The 19,851-nt window shown below is 40.2% G+C and carries 22 protein-coding genes; 11 read left to right on the top strand and 11 right to left on the bottom strand.

Going from position 1 to position 19,851, the window contains the following annotated elements; all coding sequences use genetic code 11:
* Positions 1–193: 193 nt before the first annotated feature.
* The gene (locus tag H5200_RS08190) at positions 194–598 is read right to left on the bottom strand and encodes a YkgJ family cysteine cluster protein (protein WP_145241077.1); all 405 of its coding nucleotides are present in this window, start codon (positions 596–598) and stop codon (positions 194–196) included.
* Positions 599–781: 183 nt separating this feature from the next.
* Between H5200_RS08190 and H5200_RS08185 the strand changes: the two genes are divergently transcribed.
* A complete protein-coding gene (locus H5200_RS08185; protein WP_145241075.1) occupies positions 782–1,372 on the top strand; it encodes a LysE family translocator in 591 nt (196 codons plus the stop codon).
* A gap of 10 nt (positions 1,373–1,382) precedes the next feature.
* Here the strand turns inward: H5200_RS08185 and H5200_RS08180 are convergent, their stop codons facing one another.
* Positions 1,383–2,219, bottom strand: a complete 837-nt coding sequence (locus H5200_RS08180; RefSeq protein WP_182761290.1) for an AraC family transcriptional regulator — start codon at positions 2,217–2,219, stop codon at positions 1,383–1,385.
* A gap of 198 nt (positions 2,220–2,417) precedes the next feature.
* Positions 2,418–3,353, bottom strand: coding sequence for a LysR family transcriptional regulator (locus tag H5200_RS08175; protein ID WP_182732202.1), 936 nt, complete (start codon positions 3,351–3,353; stop codon positions 2,418–2,420).
* A gap of 94 nt (positions 3,354–3,447) precedes the next feature.
* On the opposite strand from H5200_RS08175, the gene H5200_RS08170 reads away from it, so the two are divergent.
* The 7 genes from H5200_RS08170 (at position 3,448) to H5200_RS08145 (ending at position 6,315) form a co-directional block, all read left to right on the top strand.
* The gene (locus H5200_RS08170) at positions 3,448–3,882 is read left to right on the top strand and encodes a DMT family transporter (RefSeq protein ID WP_182761289.1); all 435 of its coding nucleotides are present in this window, start codon (positions 3,448–3,450) and stop codon (positions 3,880–3,882) included.
* 9 nt (positions 3,883–3,891) lie between these two features.
* Entirely contained in the window at positions 3,892–4,353 is a 462-nt protein-coding gene (locus H5200_RS08165; protein WP_145241067.1) for a DMT family transporter, read from the top strand.
* Positions 4,354–4,598: 245 nt separating this feature from the next.
* Positions 4,599–5,015, top strand: a complete 417-nt coding sequence (locus H5200_RS08160; RefSeq protein ID WP_182734977.1) for a tetratricopeptide repeat protein — start codon at positions 4,599–4,601, stop codon at positions 5,013–5,015.
* 37 nt (positions 5,016–5,052) lie between these two features.
* Positions 5,053–5,244: a GNAT family N-acetyltransferase gene (locus H5200_RS23970; RefSeq protein WP_259399191.1), complete on the top strand. Its 192-nt coding sequence runs from the start codon at positions 5,053–5,055 to the stop codon at positions 5,242–5,244.
* Between the two features lie 12 nt (positions 5,245–5,256).
* Positions 5,257–5,493 (top strand): GNAT family N-acetyltransferase, encoded by a 237-nt coding sequence (locus H5200_RS23965; protein WP_259399190.1) that lies wholly within the window; start codon positions 5,257–5,259, stop codon positions 5,491–5,493.
* Between the two features lie 7 nt (positions 5,494–5,500).
* A complete protein-coding gene (locus H5200_RS08150) occupies positions 5,501–5,719 on the top strand; it encodes a DUF6500 family protein (protein WP_145241061.1) in 219 nt (72 codons plus the stop codon).
* A 74-nt stretch (positions 5,720–5,793) separates the two neighbouring features.
* The gene (locus H5200_RS08145) at positions 5,794–6,315 is read left to right on the top strand and encodes a YgjV family protein (RefSeq protein ID WP_182761288.1); all 522 of its coding nucleotides are present in this window, start codon (positions 5,794–5,796) and stop codon (positions 6,313–6,315) included.
* A 40-nt stretch (positions 6,316–6,355) separates the two neighbouring features.
* Here H5200_RS08145 and H5200_RS08140 read toward each other — a convergent pair whose 3' ends face one another.
* The 4 genes from H5200_RS08140 to H5200_RS08125 form a co-directional block, all read right to left on the bottom strand.
* On the bottom strand, positions 6,356–8,326 hold the full coding sequence (locus H5200_RS08140) for an RICIN domain-containing protein (protein ID WP_182718439.1): 1,971 nt from the start codon (positions 8,324–8,326) through the stop codon (positions 6,356–6,358).
* 878 nt (positions 8,327–9,204) lie between these two features.
* Entirely contained in the window at positions 9,205–9,684 is a 480-nt protein-coding gene (locus tag H5200_RS08135) for a YchJ family protein (RefSeq protein WP_182761287.1), read from the bottom strand.
* Positions 9,685–9,724: 40 nt separating this feature from the next.
* On the bottom strand, positions 9,725–10,159 hold the full coding sequence (locus H5200_RS08130; protein ID WP_149982846.1) for a SulA-like leucine-rich domain-containing protein: 435 nt from the start codon (positions 10,157–10,159) through the stop codon (positions 9,725–9,727).
* A gap of 224 nt (positions 10,160–10,383) precedes the next feature.
* Entirely contained in the window at positions 10,384–10,839 is a 456-nt protein-coding gene (locus H5200_RS08125) for a sel1 repeat family protein (protein ID WP_149982845.1), read from the bottom strand.
* 127 nt (positions 10,840–10,966) lie between these two features.
* Between H5200_RS08125 and H5200_RS08120 the strand changes: the two genes are divergently transcribed.
* On the top strand, positions 10,967–12,259 hold the full coding sequence (locus H5200_RS08120; protein ID WP_182718438.1) for an NCS2 family permease: 1,293 nt from the start codon (positions 10,967–10,969) through the stop codon (positions 12,257–12,259).
* A 22-nt stretch (positions 12,260–12,281) separates the two neighbouring features.
* Here the strand turns inward: H5200_RS08120 and H5200_RS08115 are convergent, their stop codons facing one another.
* The gene (locus H5200_RS08115) at positions 12,282–13,040 is read right to left on the bottom strand and encodes a hypothetical protein (protein ID WP_149982843.1); all 759 of its coding nucleotides are present in this window, start codon (positions 13,038–13,040) and stop codon (positions 12,282–12,284) included.
* 317 nt (positions 13,041–13,357) lie between these two features.
* Here H5200_RS08115 and cysB point away from each other — a divergent pair, with 317 nt between their 5' ends.
* A complete protein-coding gene (gene cysB / locus H5200_RS08110; protein WP_145241047.1) occupies positions 13,358–14,335 on the top strand; it encodes an HTH-type transcriptional regulator CysB in 978 nt (325 codons plus the stop codon).
* Positions 14,336–14,394: 59 nt separating this feature from the next.
* Here the strand turns inward: cysB and H5200_RS08105 are convergent, their stop codons facing one another.
* The 3 genes from H5200_RS08105 to pabB all read right to left on the bottom strand — a co-directional run bounded on the left by H5200_RS08105 (position 14,395) and on the right by pabB (position 17,816).
* Positions 14,395–15,771 carry an L-serine ammonia-lyase gene (locus tag H5200_RS08105; RefSeq protein WP_145241045.1) on the bottom strand — a complete coding sequence of 459 codons (1,377 nt, stop codon included), beginning with the start codon at positions 15,769–15,771 and terminating at the stop codon, positions 14,395–14,397.
* Between the two features lie 99 nt (positions 15,772–15,870).
* Positions 15,871–16,446 (bottom strand): CoA pyrophosphatase, encoded by a 576-nt coding sequence (locus H5200_RS08100; RefSeq protein WP_182761286.1) that lies wholly within the window; start codon positions 16,444–16,446, stop codon positions 15,871–15,873.
* A gap of 23 nt (positions 16,447–16,469) precedes the next feature.
* Positions 16,470–17,816 (bottom strand): aminodeoxychorismate synthase component I, encoded by a 1,347-nt coding sequence (gene pabB, locus H5200_RS08095; protein WP_182761285.1) that lies wholly within the window; start codon positions 17,814–17,816, stop codon positions 16,470–16,472.
* Positions 17,817–17,981: 165 nt separating this feature from the next.
* On the opposite strand from pabB, the gene H5200_RS08090 reads away from it, so the two are divergent.
* Positions 17,982–19,508, top strand: coding sequence for a fumarate hydratase (locus H5200_RS08090; protein ID WP_145241038.1), 1,527 nt, complete (start codon positions 17,982–17,984; stop codon positions 19,506–19,508).
* Positions 19,509–19,851: the final 343 nt, after the last annotated feature.

The raw sequence follows: 19,851 nt of genomic DNA, 5'->3' as shown, positions 1-19,851 counted from the left end.
GCTTGGCGCAGGTATAGCCAGCAGAGAAGAAAATATTCAAAAGTTAATTTCTATTGTTAATAATCAATACCTTATTTTCATATTTGTTGTTTATTGCTTTGAAAAAGCCAGTTATACGGCATGCATTAATGAATTACTGGGTGCTAAGTCTTTAGTCTAATGGCTAGGAGCTCACTCAAAGCTAAGCTCTGTTTTATTCTGTATAGCCGCCAGGGCGACTGTCTTGCATTAATAGATCTAGTTTTCTTTGTGCTTTTTTATAGTTATCTAAATCGATTACTTCAATCATTTCGCATTCGTCTCTTACCATTTCGGTGATAAGGCTAGGATAGTGGCGGCAATCTTCAGGGCGGTCTAAATAAATACTGCAGGTATATTTATTTGCGGCGAGGGGATTTATTTTTGGGGCTATTTCAAGAAAAGGGCATTGGCTTAGTTTTACTCCCGATTGTGGGTCGTGCCATATTTGGTTATTTTTAACGAACTCAAAGATTTCGGGGTTAAATATCTCCCATAGATCAATCTCTTCTTGCGTGGCGCTCAGATCGCCACCACCGTATTTAATACAGCATTTACCACATTGATTACATTCTTTCATGGTTCGCTAATTTGTAAGATGGACTAATTCTAGTGTAACACCGATTTTTTTAGTGCAGCTGTGTTTTTGCAGGGGTAATTTGTCAGATGCTATTTTATTTACAACAAGGTCAATTTTGTTCAATACATGGCTTATTGCAACAACAGATAATAAACGCCACTTTAAATAACCTAAGTATACGTTATGACTTTATCAGTGATCATCTCAATGGCACTATTTGCCTTGGCGGCGTCTATATCACCCGGGCCAGTTAACCTTGTTTCGTTAAGTAGTAGTGCGCGATATGGGGCAAAAAAAGGCTTAATATTTGTGACTGGTGCTACCTTTGGTTTCATTGCATTATTTTTGTTTATTGGTTTTAGTTTGCATTATCTCATTGCGCAATTAGCCTGGATCACTGGTGTATTACAATGGCTCGGTATCGCTTTTTTACTTTATCTCAGTTATCAATTATTTATCGATGATGGCGGCCTCACAGCTGACGCTAAGCAAAATGCCCCTACCTTTATGACAGGTGTGATCATGCAATGGCTTAACCCTAAAGCGTGGTTGGCTTCTTTATCAGGCATTGCAGCATATAGTCCAGGGGCGCAAGGATTTGAACTGGTTACTTTTGCAAGTTTATATTTACCTATTTGTTGGTTATCACTTGGCTGTTGGGTTTGGCTAGGTATACGGCTCGGGCAGCATTTTCAAAGCCCAGCTAAAATGCGAGTGATGAATAAAATTCTTGCACTATTACTGGCTGGCAGCTGCTTTTTATTATTGATTTAGTGGTTTTAATTTACAGTGATAAAGTACGGCGATATTGCTCGGGAGTTGCCGCTACGCGTTGTTTAAAGACCCGCTGAAAATGCGCTTGATCACTAAAACCTGCACTGTGAGCGATACTTGCTATTGGCTGGCCTTGTTTTAGTGCTTGCTGACCTAATTGAATACGACGATTTAACCGATAAGCGTGCGGAGTCATATTAAAATGACGTTTAAAAGCGCGCACTAAATAACTGCTGCTAAAGCCAAAAAGTTTACTGATTGTGTTAATTGATTGGTCTTCAAAACAGTGCTCATTCAGGTAGTTCGCTACTTGATATAGCTTATTTTCAGGTAATAACGTTTGCTCGTGTAATGGCTCAACGCAATCAAGGTACGTAAATAATTGCACGAAGTAACTACTTAGCAACGTGCGCTTTTGTGCTGCGGTAAACGTATTTGTCATTAGGTTTTGGCACAAGATAACAAAGTCCTGATAAAGCTGTGGTAGTAGCACTGTATCCAAGCGACTTCCTTGCCAGTTTTGTTGCTTTGTGACGCCAGACTCGAACAATAACGCTGCTAACCAATTTTTATCTATATGCATCATGTAATAAGCCCACACTGAGTTTTGCTTTGGATTACAGGCGTGGACTTCATCAGGGTTCATTAATACTAAATTACCATGTGTTACTTGATGTAGACGATCTTCACAAATGAATTCACTTTGCCCCGCTAAAATTGCGCCAATTGACCATTGCTGGTGGGAGTGGGGAGCATAAGTGACTTTGCGGCCATCTAATACTTGGCGCAGCTCGACAAATGGTAACTCGGGGTCGCGCCAAAAAATAGGGTGTGTTGTTGGGAGCATACTATTTTCCACAATTGAAAACCTATTTCCAGTATACCCCTAGTTGTAGTGTATAAATCTACCCTCAGACTAAATTATTCACCAAAAAATCAGTGAGTAACTGCGTCACTTAGCTACATGCAATTGTGTGCTGAGCGGGTGTGTTTTTTAGGTATCACTATTGGTCTGTTTGCACCCGTTAGAGCATAACGCAGATACTTAATTTTGGTATTTCCAGTACGGCGGGTTGCCATAAACTTCACTAAAGTAATCAATACATACTCGAACATTTAATGGTGGCTGTCGTGTATTAGGGTAAATTGCAGTAATGTTTTGTGGTCCCGTTTTGATTGTTGGCGCAAATTCACTTAAGAGTGAAACAAGAGTGCCTGTTTTTAAGCTTTCACCAATTAACCAATCAGGGAATAATACAATTCCCATGTCGTTCAAAGCCCCGATAAACAGTGTTTCAGCGTTGTTAGATACTAAAGTCGGTATTACACTTTGCTGCTGCCATGACGAATTAATTTTGAATAACCAACGATTTTGCCCCGATGAACCGCGATAAATTAAGCCCTGATGTTGACTAAGATCAGCTGGCACTTTTGGTGTGCCATATTTTTTCAGATAAGCAGGAGATGCGGCTAAATGATAAGTTTGCAGTCCTAATGTTTTAGCATGTAACGATGAATCTGCAAGAGATCCGATACGAAAAATCACGTCAGCGGCATCAATATGCGGATCGATAAAATCATCGGTTTGAGTCAACTCTACTTGAATTTTCGGATAGCGATTTAAAAACTCACCAAGCCAAGGCGCTATGTGTTTTTGTCCGAAAAAAACCGGCGCATTAATTCTTATTAACCCTTTGGGTTGAGTTGCTCTATCTTGCAGCTCGTTACGTACTTCGTTGAGTTGCTCGGTCATTGAGCGCGCATAATCATGAAAAATTCGGCCCGCTTCGGTTGGCATTATTGCTCTTGTGTTACGGTAAAAAAGTTGCTGACCAAGGGCATCTTCAAGTTGCAAAATCACTCTAGAGACCATAGAAGGCGATACATTTTCATGTCGAGCAACAACAGAAAAGCTTTTACATTTATACACGGCGATAAAAAATTTTAACGCTCTGATATTGATCGAACTGAAATCATTCATTTGTGCAAATCCTGCAAAAGTGTTTCTTATATAATCCCATTTTTCGCGTTAAAGCTCTAGGTTATTATTTATTCCTTATTAATAGGAGATTTGCATGCAGTTTATTTTGATTTTAATTGTCGTTATGGGAGGAATGGGGCTGTCTGTAGAAGCAGGCTTATTGGGCCCTTTAGGTGGTGAGGTTGGAGAATTATGGGCCACATTTAGTGTGTTTGGTGTTGGTGCTGCTCTTACCTTTATGTTGATGCTATTTTTTAGTCCTCGCAATAGCCCGTCTTTTTTCAAACAACCATCATGGACATTGTTAGGCGGCGCGTTGGGGCCTGTTTATGTCGTTATATTGACGTTCACAGCACCTGTGATAGGTATTGCTATGACGATGATCAGTATATTGACGGGACAAATAGCGAAAAGTTTGCTGATAGATCATTATGGTTTATTTGGTAGTCAACATCGCCAGATTGACCGCAAACGGCTTATGGCACTATTTTTTATTGTCATTGCATTAATTTTAATGGCACAAGGTTAGGGGACGCTGATGACTATAATTATGATAATTTTGGCGGTGATTGGTGGTGCAACCTTGAGTATTCAGGCTGCCATTAATGGCCAACTAGGAAGTAAAGTAGGTGTTTTTCGCTGCGCATTTTTAACCTTTTCGGTAGGGGCGTTGATCACTGGGTTACTTATCTTTTATTTTGAACCTAGGCATGCGCTAACCCTGTTGGATGTGCCAAAGTGGCAATTATTAGGGGCAATGTGTGGAGTACCCTATATCGTGATAATGGTGTTTGCTGTGCAGCGAATTGGCACTGCAGTCGCAACGGTTGCGGTAATATTCGGTCAATTATTTATGAGTATGTTAATTGATAATTTTGGTTGGCTTGGTAACGATGTGATTGCTTTTTCGCCAAGTCGTATTGGCGCTGTAATATGTTTGGGTATTGCGCTGTATTTTATTCATGCAAGTGGTAAAGATACAGCAAAAACTGAGAGTTAGCCTTGAAACAATAAAAATTTGGCTGAGGTGATAACTTGTAACAGGGGGGTTATCACCTGATTTGAGCTGAGATTTTTTCCCCGCCTTAGGCTTGATACGCTTTAGAATGAATCATTTTAGTCTCGAGTGTATTAGAATAGTACGCTCTCGGCCTTGTATTTTCTTTCGTTTCGCTTTGAGTTGTTGTTCTTAGCCATGCAAGATAGTTAATTTGGCTGTAATTTCTAACAAAAGGTAATGAAAGAATAATGAATACAAAACTGTATAAATCAGTATTGAACTTAGCCGGTGAGCTAATGAATGCTGCACAGCAGCAAGATCAAGTTACGTTCGATTCACTCTATGGGCAGCTAAAAGCACTGTGTATTGAGCATGAAAATACTGAGAAAGATCATCCTGTACAGTGGGAAACGCTCGCTGATTTTACCGATGAGTTTGCCGATGCGTTGTTGATCTATGAAAAAGCATTAGCTAAAGCTAACGCCATCAATGCGAAAGATTATATGTCGTCAATTGGTTATGCGATGGCAACTATGCATGTTGAACTAGGGCAAACCGAAGCTGCTATCGTAAGTTTACAAGCTGCGCAGGTTAGCGCAAATAAAATTCCTGATAAAGCGCTGAAGGCTGAAATAGCTCAGCTACTACAACAATTACAGTAAAATTAGCTCGTTGATTATGTTTAAGAGGTCACAATAAATGGATGTTACGCTAGGCACTAGCCCTGAACTGATTGCGCAAGCGCATGCTATTCGCCACCAGGTATTTGTGATCGAACAAAGTATTCCTAAGCAGTTAGATTTAGACGGTTGCGACGAACGAGCTGTGCATGTGGTGGTAACAGATGGCGGTGCTTTAGTCGCTACTGCGCGGTTAGTGAAACGTAATTGACGGTGTGGCGTTATGGCAAGGATTGCAGTGTTAAAGCAATACCGAGGATCCGGCATTGCTAAATTGGTTATTAATGCCTTGTTATCACATGCTGGTAAAATTGGCCTTGAGATCATTGAAATTCATGCACATGCCTATTTGCAAGGCTATTACGAAAGTTATGGTTTTAAATATATTAAAGATGTTGAAATAGTTGGCGAACACCAACTTATTGAAATGCAATGCAGTTTAAAAAGTGAAGTGAGGTAACGCCGTAATGCGCGACGAATTAAGGACTAAGATCATTCAAGTTTGCGACAAAAAAATAGCGGCGAAGGGAGATAATGTTGGGCTGTCGTTTTATGCTTTTTTTGCCAACAAAAATGATGATCCAGAATTACTTATGGAAGCTGCGACATGGTGGATACAAACCCACCAATTAGATCACTTTGTTAAAGCGCGGATCATTAAAACCATGATTGAAAATAATCTGTAATAGCGTGTAGATGTTTGATTGTATATTAACCACAATAGCGGTTGAGATATTTATTTTAGTGGGGAATAGGGCTGGTGGTTGATAGTTGGATTGCCCAAGGGTTTGGTTTACTCAGCTTTGTTTTAGCATTGGTGTGCTTTTATCAAAAGGATGATCGTCGTTTAAAAATAATGATGGTGGTGATGAATCTAAATCATGCACTGCACTTTTATTTACTCAATGCTATCACTTCATCATTGTGCTGTTTATTTTCAGCGGGGCGTACAGCCGTATCAATGCGGGTGAAATCGGTGTGGATAGCAGCCATTTTTATTATTTTAACCGTGGTTATCGGTTATCTAACAGCCCAGCAATGGACGGATTACCTTGCGATTGTTGCCGCCTGTTTGGGTTGTTTTGCACTATTTTGCTTAACGGGCATCAAAATGCGTGTTTTGCTGTTTGCAGGATCGTGCTTATGGTTGGCAAATAATATAATTGTTGGCTCTATTGGCGGCGTGTTATTGGAAGCGACTGTTATTGTTATTAATTTATCGACTATTTATAGACTACATAAACAACGCTTTACTCGTGAGGCGCTGACTGAACACGGTTGATAATAAAGGGCTTAGCAAAGCCCTTCACAGTAAATGTTAGTTATTGTCTGGTTAACTCAAACATTTGATTTTCTGCTCCTGAGGTACATGTCCATTGCAGAATATTAGCATCATCGGCAGTTTTGCTGTCTGCGACGTCTAAGCACAACTCACTATTTCGGTTGATGATACGCCACTTACCAGAGCCGGCACTTTGAAAACGAAACTGCTGGTTATAGCTCCCTGTGTATGTCCAGATATTGATATTTTCACCCGCTGTAGTTGAATGCGTATAGACCTCTAACCCTTTAGAAGGAGCATTGACTGGTGAAATACGATGCCACACCCCATCGACTGTTGAAATATTAAATTTTTGGCAATCATTATTAAGCCAAGACCACTGCCTAACATTTGCCCCATCTTCACTTTGACAGTTAGCAATATCTAATGATGCACCACTGTGTTTTGGGGTAATGCGGTAAGTACCATTGACTTGTGTATTGGTTGGGTTGCCATTATTGCCGTCGGTATAACCATTGTAGACTTCAAACTCTGCAATTTGCGGTACGCCATTGGCGGAATGAATCACAAAACTTACTTTGGATAAGTTAGTGTTAGAAAAAGTGATTACATTTGGCACAGCACCACCGTTAGTAAGTGTTACACCTGTATCGTAGTTCACTAAAGACCAAGCTGTAATGCTTCCTTTACTAGCTGGGGTTTCAATTATTTTAATCGCATTTATGGTGGTGTTAAGGTTTTTAATATTGATCGTGCCCGTGGTAGCTGACGGTGACCAGTAAGTTGACATATCGCCGTCGTTCACATTGCCATAACTCGAGCCACTGGCTTTAGAACTGCCATCAACACCGGCACTAATAGCTAGATTTTCCCCTGCTGGTGTTGGCTCAGGTGTTGGATCTGGATCCGGTGTTGGATCGGTGGGTGTGGTTGTTCCACATTGACCATTTGATGTTTGTAAGCCTTTGTTCGCGCCAGCCGTTGCTGCAATGATGTTGGGTATACACTGTGCATTATCAAGTTGATAGTTATAAGGGATGTTGATTGTTGTGGTTGAGGTTGGATTAGGGCCTGCTGGGTGAAGCTTGTTTTCTTGTTCAGACCAATCGATATTATCCCAAATGTTGCCGCTGACTTGCCAGTAACCCATGTCATTTGTATAAAAAGTGCCGAGTGGATCTTTGGAATTTTTAAAGTAGTTGTTTTCGGCGCGCATTTTACCGCCAATTCGTGGATTCATGCCCGATGACACGAGTCCATAGTAGTAGTTGTTGTAAGCATGCGCTGTCGCGTGTCTTAGTAAAGGCGTGCGAGAATTAATATTTTCATAGTAATTGTGATGAAAAGTAACAGGGCCGTTAGTATCGTCACTATCACTTGAGCCAACGAGACCACCGCGTCCAGAGTTGCGCAAAATACTGTAAGATAATGTCACGTATTTGGTATTACTCTTCATATCGAACAAAGCATCATATCCTGAACTTTCGCCACCACTGGCCTCAAGTGTAACGTGATCGACCCAAATATTTCTGACGTTTGACTCCATGCCAATTGCATCACCGCCGTTGGAGGTGGGGGAGCCTGATTTTTTGACGTTTCTAACGTGAACATTTTGAATAATGATATTTGAAGATGAACGAATATGGATGCCTAATTGGTCAAAAAGAGCACCGCTACCAACACCGATAATAGAAACATTACTAATTTCTTTTAGTTCAATTAGATCTGGCCCAGTATTGCAACTATCTCCAGATACTTTACTGGTGTTGCCATGATTGATGGTGCCTTCAACGTGGATGATAATTGGTGTGTCACCTGATGCTCGGTTACATAAAGCCTGATGAATTTGGGTTCCAGTTGTTGCATAAACAACATCGCCACCAGCACCACCGGTTGTACCACCATTCGTTGCGGCAAAGCCTGACGCATTAGCAAGTGCACTGTTTCCATATATAGCAGTTGTTATGGCCAAAGCATGCAAAGAATATTTAAATAACGTACGTTTATTCATTGGTTGTTCCTAATTATTGTATGTTCAGATCAAAACAATCAAATAAATTAATTGTTAAAAATGTTAACACGATCAAGTCCTGTTTATGCTTGCACTGCAGTGCTACCGGTGGCATTATTGCGCTAAAAATGACTTTCTGCAATGCTAATTACTGATTGATTAGTTTTAATTTCATTATTTAGTTTTGTTTTTATGCGTTTTAAATAAATATATTTAATTAAAATTAACAGGTTAGGCTTTGTTTTAATTATTTTAAAAAATATAAAAATAATAACGATTTATTTTCTAGTTTTTATTATAGTGTTTTTTTGACACTTTAAATTTAGTTAACATTTGTTCCTTTATTGTTTTTTGATATGACTAGATATTAGCATGCTACGGGGCTGGTTCTAACGCAGTATAGATATGTTTTATGGATGAGTTAGTTGTTTATAGGTGTTGTTGTGAAGTACTAGAGCATGTTGACCTTTCAGAATTAAAATTTGTTTAATCTAGGAGTGATTTAATCGTGACAAGAGGTTTGTAACCTCGTTGGCTCGATAACTGCTACCGCGTTATTCTACTGGCGGAAGTAATCTGAGCTTCGGATAATAAATCCATCTCCAGCGGCTATTTTTCAATGTTAACTGCGTTGAATTTATTTGTAATAGGGCATGCTATTGACGCGTAAATTCTCCTTATTTTCCCTGAAAATTTTGGCTGGAGAGTAAAAGTAATATTAGTGATTTAAATCAATGCGTTAGAAAACACATGAACCAAAATTTAGGTTAAGCAACAAAGAGTTAATCGCACTTAGACAGACCACGTTGGCTTGCGAGTTTTTTGAATTTATGATTATTTATAAATACTTACGGTAAAAACTATACTCTAAGAAAGTGTTACACGCTGTGGCATTTTTTATATTTTTTACCACTACCACACGGGCATTCATCATTGCGGCTAATTTTTATATCTGCAACAGGGAAGATCTCACCATCGAGATAACGCCACTGGCCATCTTCTTTTATGAAGCTTGATTTTTCATGCAGTTGGCAAAACAAGTTTTGATAAAAATAGCTAACACAAAATTCAACACAACCAGTGTACTCTTGCTGATCTGCACTGATCACGGCTAATTTTATAAAGCGGCAACTATTAGCAAAATCGGCAATTTCTCTGAGTGGGTTTGCTGCTTGTTTTTCTTGTGAATAAGTTTGGTAAATATACTTAGCATTTTTTAAGGCATAAGCAACAAAGCGAGAGCGCATTAGTTGCTCTGGGCTTGTTGCTTGTATATTGCCTAAATGCAATTTTTCACAGCAATCGCTATAGCTTTGTTCGCTGCCACATAAGCAAAGACTGTCAGTGAGTGAGGTCATAATTAAAATACGCTTTATTAAAAAACGGCATTTTAACAGCTTATTGTGCTAATGCTATCTCTGTAGCTTGTTGGGTTTTAGTAAAACAGTATAGTTTTGCACTGGCTTGATCTAACTTTAATGACAGGTTAGCTATTTGATTGTCTCTCACAATGTCTGTCCAGGTGATCACCGCTGCAAAGTTACCGTTATGTAGTGCAGAATTTAGTACATACTCTAAATTAACCAGATGCTTTTGCCTGATCACTAATAGTTTACTGGTATCAATAGAACATGAATCGAGTAAAGCTTTACTTGGTACGTGATCCGGTGCAATCAGTAACGTCCATGCGTTTTTATTATTGTAATGGTGTAACACCTTTAGAAGTTCAAAAGTTGCAGAGATCTCATCTTCTATCTGAATCAAATTTACTGATGCGCTTAAATTATCTTGTTGATAGCTTTTAACTGTTCTGACGGTAATTGGCTGTAACATAAGTTTCACTCACTGGTTGTTTATACAGTACTCATATACAGTAGTTTATACAGTGTTTGTGTGCAAGTGTTTTTTGCTATCTTTTTGAACGATTTTTATATTTATTTGATACCATCAGCTTTGGAAATGTGCATAAAATAAAATAATTTTTTATAAAACAATATATTACTTAGTTACATTGAGGTGGCAATTGATTTTAATGAAAAGGGTAGATTAGTCCCTTTTTAAGGTGAGTTGGGGATCAGGTGAGCAAACTGCTGTTGGTGTATTTGCTCATACAGTGTTGCTGCATAACACTGGGCATCTTTAAAGCGGCGGGTGGTTAGATGTTTACGTAAATCAGTTAAGGCAGTTGCTGCAGGCTCATAGCCTTGGCTACTGGCTAAACTTAGCCATACCGCGCCATGAAAAACACTAGTAGGTACGCCTTGGCCTTTGATAAAAAATAATCCGAGATAAAATTGGGCTCGCTGATTACCTGACATTGCAGCTAAGCGCATCCATTTAGCTGCGAGAGGAGGTTGATCATTTTTTAAATAATACAGGGCTTTATTAACAGTGTTATCAGGAGTATCAGCTTTAACCGCACTGTGTGGGGCTTTGCTCGGTTGGGTGATAAACGATAATACGTTTTCTAACTGTTGTTCTAAATCTAAGCCAATTGGCGAGGTATCTGTCATAGTGCCACACATATTATTGTTGTCATTTACCTGCTCAGTTTAGTCTAATATCAGGTTAATTGTCCTGTTATTCTTGAAATATATGATAAAATCACGCAATTATTGTCATCTAAAATGAAACTCACTTATGCTCGACGCGTTATTTAAAATTAGCGACCACAACTCGACTGTGCGCCGCGAATGTATTGCTGGTCTCACTACCTTTATTACTATGGTTTATATTGTGTTTGTCAACCCTGCTATGTTGGCTGAAGCTGGTATGGATCAAGGTGCTGCGTTTGTGGCAACTTGTATTGCTGCCGCTATTGGCTGCTTTATCATGGGCTTTTGGGCAAATTATCCGTTAGCTTTGGCTCCTGGTATGGGGCTTAATGCCTTCTTTACTTATGGTGTTGTATTAGGTATGGGCTATACCTGGCAAGCAGCATTAGGGGCTGTGTTTATGTCGGGCTGTATTTTCTTGTTCCTGAGTTTGTTCAAAGTCAGGGAGTGGATAATTAATGCTATTCCATTGGTGTTAAAGCAAGCCATTGCAACAGGAATTGGAGCGTTCTTAGCGTTAATTGCGCTTAAAAATGCCGGGATCATTGTGGCCAGCCCTGCAACATTAGTGCAGCTGGGTGATATAACGGCTGCCGGTCCATTGTTGGCTATTTTTAGCTTTTTTGTTATTGCAGCGCTACTTTATCGTGATTTTAAAAGCGGTGTTTTGATCAGTATTTTATTAGTAACTGTGATCGCGCTAAGTCTGGGTTTGGTAGAGTATCAAGGCGTGATATCTATGCCACCTTCAATTGCGCCTACTTTTATGCAACTTGATTTTTCAGCGGCATTTGAGTTGTCAATGCTTAGCGTCATTTTTGCATTGTTGTTCGTTGATTTATTTGATACATCAGGCACTTTAGTTGCGGTAACTCAAAAAGCAGGCTTAGCGGACGAAAAAGGTAATATGCCACGTTTAGGACGAGCATTAAGTGCTGATAGTGCCGCAACCATTGCCGGTTCAGTATTGGGCACTTCGACCACAACCTCATATATAGAGTCAGTTGCAGGGGTGTCTGTGGGTGGCAGAACAGGACTTACAGCTGTGGTTGTAGGAATGTGCTTTTTATTGATGATGTTTTTTGCACCTTTGGCGAAAATGGTGCCAGCTTATGCAACTGCGGGAGCTATTTTATACGTGTCGGTGCTAATGCTACAAAACCTCAAGTTTGTAAATTGGGATGATATGACAGATGCCATTCCAGTGAGTGTGGTATTACTGATGACGCCGCTAACATTCTCCATTGCTCATGGCATTGCACTGGGCTTTATTTCTTATACAGCTGTTAAAGTATTGTGTGGTAAACGAGAACAAGTAAGCATCAGTGTGTGGATATTGACAGCGATGTTTGTGATAAAATTTGCGTTTTTATCCTAAGTTAATACAAAGAAAAAGTGGTTTACCACTTTTTCTTTGGTGCAAAAAGCACGTCTAAATCATCTTGTTCTTGCTCTGCTTTTTTCTTCAGTGCAGTTGCATTGGAGGCTTTAAGGTCGGTGCTTATTGCTTCTAAATAACCTTCGAGTTCTTGGCGTTTTGTAGTTATATAATCGTCGCTATAAGCTACTGCTGATACAGTTGCGTACGCTTTTTCAAAGTATTGGCGTGCAGAACCGACCATATTCGCAGAGCGCGCTGAGATACCTCGTTTAATCTGGCTTTCAATATTAATTCGTAATTGGAGCTTTTCTAAGCGCTTGTCTTCAGCAATAAAAATTTGGCTGTCTACTTTTCCTTTACCATGCTCTGAGCGAAGCACTGCACGTACTTTCTTGATACCTTGAATAAGTGCTATTAATTGCTTGTCGTTATCGGGTAACACTAAGTTTTCTGAGTTAGCGGTGTCGATTGAGTTCCCTAAACGTTCATTGGCTTCTTTTAAGCGATTCTTTAACTCTTTTGAATTAGGAGATAGCTGCACCATTGCTGCTAACGCATCATGAATACGCCGTTGCAGAATACGTAAAATATGTTCTGACATAGGTATGTTGGCGCTATTTACTAGAACATCTTCTGATTCTTCAATGATTTTTTTTTGTTTGGTTAAGTCTTTACGGCGTTCTGTTTCTTGTTTCTCTTTATGCTGTTGTACCGCACTGACCCAGAGGGCAATGACAATCAGTGCAACAATCAACATAATAATAATAGAAACGATCATGGTTTAGGTCTCAAATTTCACAAGCTAATAATTATAATCTTACATTAAATATATGCTAACGGGATAGTTTTGCGCGGCTTATGTAAAAAAGAATTCACTTTCTCATCATTTATTACTATCTGCGTATGATATTTTTTCATTTTGCGCGTCAGCTCAAAAGATGGCTACCTCAAGACGAGGGATTATGCTAGCCTAAGCAAATAACCTTATAAATACGATTCCAGACAGCCTTTTTCTATTGTTAATCAGAAAAAACTTGGCTTGACGCGATGTAGCATTTATAAATAAGCAGTATAACTACACTAAAAAATGCAGCCATGAAATTACAACAACTCAGATACATCGTCGAAGTCCAAAATCATAAACTTAATGTTTCAGCAACCGCTGAAAGTTTGTTTACCTCACAGCCAGGTATTTCTAAGCAAGTACGTATGTTGGAAGATGAGTTGGGCGTGCAGATTTTTGGGCGAAGTGGAAAACACTTAACCCACGTTACCAGCGCGGGCACTGAAATAATTAATATTTCCCGTGAGATCCTTTCTAAAGTAGAGGGTATTAAGGCGGTTGCAAATGAGCATACATTACCTGATCAAGGTAAGTTGAATATTGCCACCACACATACCCAAGCACGGTATGCACTGCCAAGTGTGATCCAAGGATTTATGAAAAAGTACCCTGCGGTGTCATTGCACATGCACCAAGGTACGCCGCAGCAAATTTCTGATGCTGCTGCTCGAGGCGATGCTGATTTTGCAATTGCCACTGAAGCACTGCATTTATACTCTGATTTAGTAATGTTACCTTGCTATCACTGGAATCGCAGTATTGTGGTGGCAAAAGACCATCCACTAGCTAAAAAAGCAGAGTCGCTGACCGTTGCCGATATTGCCCAGTATCCACTTATTACTTATGTATTTGGTTTTACTGGCCGTTCAGAACTTGATAAAGCATTTAATGCGCAGGGACTTGAACCACACATTGTATTTACAGCAACTGACGCCGATGTGATTAAAACCTATGTACGCTTAGGTTTAGGTGTGGGTGTTGTAGCATCAATGGCGATTGATCAAATTGCAGATACCGATTTAGTGTGTATTGATGCAAGCCATTTATTTGAAGCCAGCACCACTAAAATTGGCTTTAGAAAAGGCAGCTTTTTACGTACGTATATGTATGATTTTATAGAGCGTTTTGCACCACATTTGACCAAAGAGCGGGTTGAGCGAGCGAGTTTACTACGTAATCAAGATGACGTAGATAAGCTGTTTGAAGATATAGAGTTACCGGTTAAGTGACTTTAATCTTTTGAAAACAAAAAAGCCGCATATTGCGGCTTTTTTAATGACTATAAAACTTAACACTCAATTATATTTACAGCTAAGCCACCGCGAGCGGTTTCTTTATATTTAGTTTTCATATCGTTACCAGTATCAAGCATGGTTTTAATAACTTTATCCAATGATACTTTTTGCTCGCCACTGCCACGAATAGCCAAACGCGATGCATTAATTGCTTTGATAGCTCCCATCGCATTACGTTCAATACACGGCACTTGTACTAATCCACCGACAGGGTCGCAGGTTAACCCTAAGTTATGCTCCATGCCAATTTCAGCGGCATTTTCTACTTGTAATACACTGCCACCGACAATTTCAGTCAGTGCACCAGCAGCCATTGAACATGCGACGCCAACTTCGCCTTGGCAACCAACTTCAGCACCTGAAATTGAGGCATTCTTTTTATACAGGATGCCAATTGCAGCGGCAGTTAATAAATAACGAGTTGCAATATCGCGGTCTATTTCTTTAATGAATGTGTGGTAGTACATTAATACCGCAGGTAAAATACCTGCTGCGCCATTAGTTGGGGCTGTAACTACACGGCCACCTGCAGCGTTTTCTTCATTAACAGCAAGGGCAAACAAATCCACCCAGTCCATTGCGCGTAGGGGGTCATTGCTGACTTCAATATTGAGCTTTAAGTACAGGCTAGGGGCGCGACGTTTAACTTTCAAACCACCAGGTAAAATTCCTTCGGTGCGCATACCGCGTTCAATACAGGCTTTCATTACTTGCCAAATATTGAATAGTTCATCTTTTATTTCATCTTCTGTGCGTAAGGTTTTTTCATTTTTCATCATCAAGCTTGATACGCTATAGCCTGACTCCTTACACATTTCTAATAATTCTTTGGCACTGCCAAATGGAAAGGGGGCTGGATTTTCTTCACGGACAGTGAGCGCAGCTTGTTTTTCGTTTTCAAATTCTTCATCGGTAACAATAAAACCGCCACCAATTGAATAGTAAACTTTACTATGGAGTTTTTCGTCGCCTTTAAAAGCAATGATCTCCATTGCATTTGAGTGTTTTGGCAAAGTTTTACGACGGTGGAATACAATCGCTCCTTGTTTTGGAAACTTTGCTTGATGCACTTGATTTAAGTGGATCACTTGTTCATTTTCAATTTTAGCGAGAATATCGTCTACTAAATCGGCATCAATGGTTTCCGGATCATAACCCGCAAGTCCGAGGATAACTGCTTTGCCTGAACCATGGCCGATACCTGTTTGTCCCAATGAGCCATATAGCTCAACTTTAATGCTGGTGACATCGGTTAACAAGTTTTGTTGTTGTAGTTCGTTAACAAATAAACGCGATGCGCGCATTGGGCCGACGGTGTGTGATGATGACGGGCCAATGCCAATACTAAACATATCGAATGCACTGATCATAATAACTTTACTCTACTTTTACTCAGCACGATTGCTGCCTTTGAACGGTCGCACATAATAACGCGTAATTGTACCCTTGTAACCCTTTGCAATTGAGATTTATACTGGTATGGCAAGCTGTTTTGTAAAGTTTTTAATAATGCTAGCAGTAGCTCCCCAAAGTAGTCCGTAAGGAGTTGAAAAACCTTGTAAAGTAATCGTTTTGCCAAAGCGATGAAAAGGTAAGGGTTGCCAATTGTTTACATCAGCGAGTGCGCTGACGGGCAGCAAAAAACTGGCGGCCACTTCATTTTGGTCTGCATGCCAATGTGTATCTGGGGCTAATACACCAACAAACGGTGTAATCGTAAAGCCGGTAAGAGTAGAATAATCGCTTAATTGACCGATGACAGTGACATTTGATGGGGCGATATTTAGCTCTTCACTAAGTTCACGCAGTGCAGTATGGCGTAAGTTTGCATCGCTCAACTCATGCTTACCACCGGGTAAGCAAATTTCCCCAGGGTGGTGATTTAAGAACATCGGGCGTTTGCATAGTAATATGTGCGCGCTGTTATCTATATCAATCAGTGGTAACATAACGGCACTGGCTCGTTGGGGACGTTGTTTAAAATGTCTCTTATCAGCTGGCTGTATATACTCATTGGCAGGCGCAGTTAGCTGAAAACGAGCCATAAGCTGTTTGCTATTCACACAGGTTACTTCAATAAAGGTAAGATTTTATTTACTTTATCGTAAGTTTCTTGGTATTCCAAATCCACTTGTGAATCAGCAACAATGCCGCCGCCAGCCCAACAATAAATATGTTGTTTGTGACACACTAAAGTTCGGATGGTAATACTGGTATCCATATTGCCACAAGCGCTTAAATAACCGATTGAACCACAGTAAATACTGCGCCGATGCGGTTCTAATTCTTCAATGATTTCCATCGCACGAATTTTGGGTGCACCGGTTATTGACCCTCCCGGAAAAGCAGCATACAACTGATCAACCGCAGTTTTATCGTCAGCTAACTGCGCTGTCACGGTACTGACTAAGTGGTGTACTGCAGGAAAACTTTCAATCGCAAAGAGTGACGGGACTTGCACGGTACCAGGTTTGGCAACTTTACCTAAGTCGTTGCGCAGTAAATCAACAATCATCACATTCTCAGCGCGATCTTTCGCTGAATTTTGTAATCGAGTTGCTTGTAACGCATCTTCTTTTTTATCAAGACACCGTGGCAGCGTTCCTTTGATTGGCTTGGTTTCAACCTGATTATCATTAATGGCAATAAAGCGCTCAGGAGAAATAGATAAAATAGCGCCATCAGGATGATTAATAAAACTTGAAAATGGTGCTTTGTTAGCTTCGCGCAAAGTACAATAAGCATGCCACGGTGAGCCTTGATACTGCGCTGTAAAACGCTGTGCTAAGTTTATTTGATAACAATCGCCACTTTTTAAATATCCCTGAATTCTTGCAAACTTAGCGCTGTATTGTGCGCGGCTCATATTTGATGACCAGCCTCGGGTGATTTCAAATGGCGAGGTAATTGGAGAGGCGTGAGCTAACTCCTGTAGATACATTGCTGATCTATCAACATCAGGCTGTGCGACATAAAACCAACTGTGCAGCTTTTTATCATAGATAAGTGCATCCAGATAGAGACCAATAGCTAGTTGTGGCATATCGATATCATCGATAGCTTGGCTGGGAAGTTTTTCAATGACTCGGCCAAGGTCGTAACCAAAATACCCGAGCCAGCCGCCACTAAAAGGTAGGTTAGGCTGAGTTTTACTGCTATCTAGAGTATTTAGCTGTGCTTTAATAATGCTAAAACAATCTTGTTCAGTTGCCTTGTCATCAATAAACGTGTGGTTATTTTTAACTTCGAGGCGCATTTTTGGTGCAATAGCAATCAGATCGTAACGACTATTTATATGGTCGCTGTTGGCTGAATCCAGCAGCACGGCATAAGGTAAATGGGCAAAATAGGCGAAAACCTCTAGGCAGTTGAGCGAAATGTCTAATTGAATACAGGTTTTTTGTTGCTTTATCATCTATTTTTTTACCCTGAAGAACTGGCTCGAAACGGGCTAGGAGGGTATCATAAGTTATAATTTTTTGGCAGCGTTTAGTGACGTTGCCTAAGCGCTGTACAAACCACCGTCACTGGTTTGGCCTAGTTTACGTGTTCTCACGTAAAGGTAATTTAAGGAACCCCTATGAGTACAATTCGTCAGCAAGACTTTATTGATAGCATTGAAGATGCATTGCAGTATATTTCGTTTTATCATCCACTTGATTTTGTTCAAGCGCTCGAAAAAGCCTATAACAAAGAACAAAGTAAAGCGGCAAAAGATGCCATTGCGCAGATTTTAATTAACTCGCGGATGTCGGCAGAAGGCAAACGTCCTTTGTGCCAAGACACAGGTATTATTACCTGTTTTGTGAAAGTAGGTATGGATGTTAAGTGGGACAAAACAGATTTAACCGTACAGCAAATGGTTGACGAAGGGACGCGTCGTGCTTATTTGAATCCAGATAATCCATTGCGTGCATCTATTGTTGCAGATCCTGCAGGTAGCCGTAAAAACACCAAAGATAATACGCCTTCGGTCGTGCACATTGATTTAGTGGCAGGCGGCAATGTTGAAGTAATGGTGGCAGCAAAAGGCGGCGGCTCTGAAAATAAAAGTAAAATGGTGATGCTTAATCCATCTGATGATGTGGCTGAATGGGTCGAAAAGACCTTGCCGACCATGGGCGCTGGTTGGTGTCCACCAGGCATGCTAGGTATAGGTATTGGTGGAACGGCAGAAAAAGCCGCAGTAATGGCAAAAGAATCACTTATGGATCCAGTTGATATCCATGAGCTTATGGAACGTGGCGCAGAAACCACCGAAGAGAAACTTCGTTTAGAAATATTTGAGCGCGCAAATAAGCTCGGTATTGGCGCACAAGGCCTTGGCGGTTTAACAACAGTGGTTGATGTGAAAATAAAAACCGCACCGACTCATGCGGCCTCAAAACCTGTGGTTATGATCCCAAATTGTGCGGCGACTCGCCATGTACATTTCACATTAGATGGTTCAGGTCCTGCAAACTTAAAAGCGCCAAAACTTGAAGATTGGCCAGAAGTCACATTTGAAGTGGGTGAGGGTACGCGTCGTGTTGACTTAAATACGCTAACTAAAGAAGATACGCATGAATGGAAAATGGGCGAAACAGTATTACTGTCAGGGACTATATTAACTGGTCGTGATGCAGCGCATAAACGTCTGCAAGATATGATCAATTCTGGTGAAGGGTTACCAGCAGGTGTTGATTTTGACAATAAGTTTATTTACTACGTTGGCCCAGTTGACGCGGTACGTGATGAAGCAGTGGGCCCTGCAGGTCCTACAACAGCAACTCGGATGGATAAATTCACTGACATGATGCTAGAAAAAACTGGCATAATTGGCATGATTGGTAAAGCGGAACGTGGCCCTGCAACAGTTGAGTCTATCAAAAACAATAAATCTGTGTATTTGATGGCCGTAGGTGGAGCAGCTTACTTAGTATCTAAAGCAATCAAAAAAGCCCGTGTAGTGGCATTTGAAGATTTAGGTATGGAAGCTATCTATGAATTTGAAGTAGAAGATATGCCAGTCACTGTCGCAGTGGATAGTGAAGGCGCAAATGCGCATACCCAAGGCCCAGCAATTTGGAAAGCTAAAATTGCAGAGTTAGACGCTAAGTTAAAATAAGTATTCGCTTTATTATGCGGTATTTGAGTCTTCTCAGATACCGCTTATCAGCTCTGACCAGTTGGATGTAAACCACCTAATCTCCCGCAAACACCCATCATTACTCTCTTGTTGCTGTTTATTGCCTTGTAATTTAAACTTTACAATAATATTCAAATTGACGTTCACGTAAACGTTATCATGCTATATTTTTAGTTAAGTTAATTAGCTATTCTAAAAAGTAACTTTTTTTGAATTTAAAATGTTTAAAATTGCGATAAATTAGCTTATTTATTACAGCGTCTTATATTGATAGGTTTTATCATCTCATATAGTGGCAAGCTGTAATATGAAGTGGTAGAGT

The sequence above is a fragment of the Pseudoalteromonas sp. SG43-7 genome, from assembly GCF_014164295.1.
GTDB lineage: Bacteria > Pseudomonadota > Gammaproteobacteria > Enterobacterales > Alteromonadaceae > Pseudoalteromonas > Pseudoalteromonas rhizosphaerae.
Note: the sequence above shows the minus strand (reverse complement) of the source record. Positions and strands in the feature narration are given on the sequence as shown.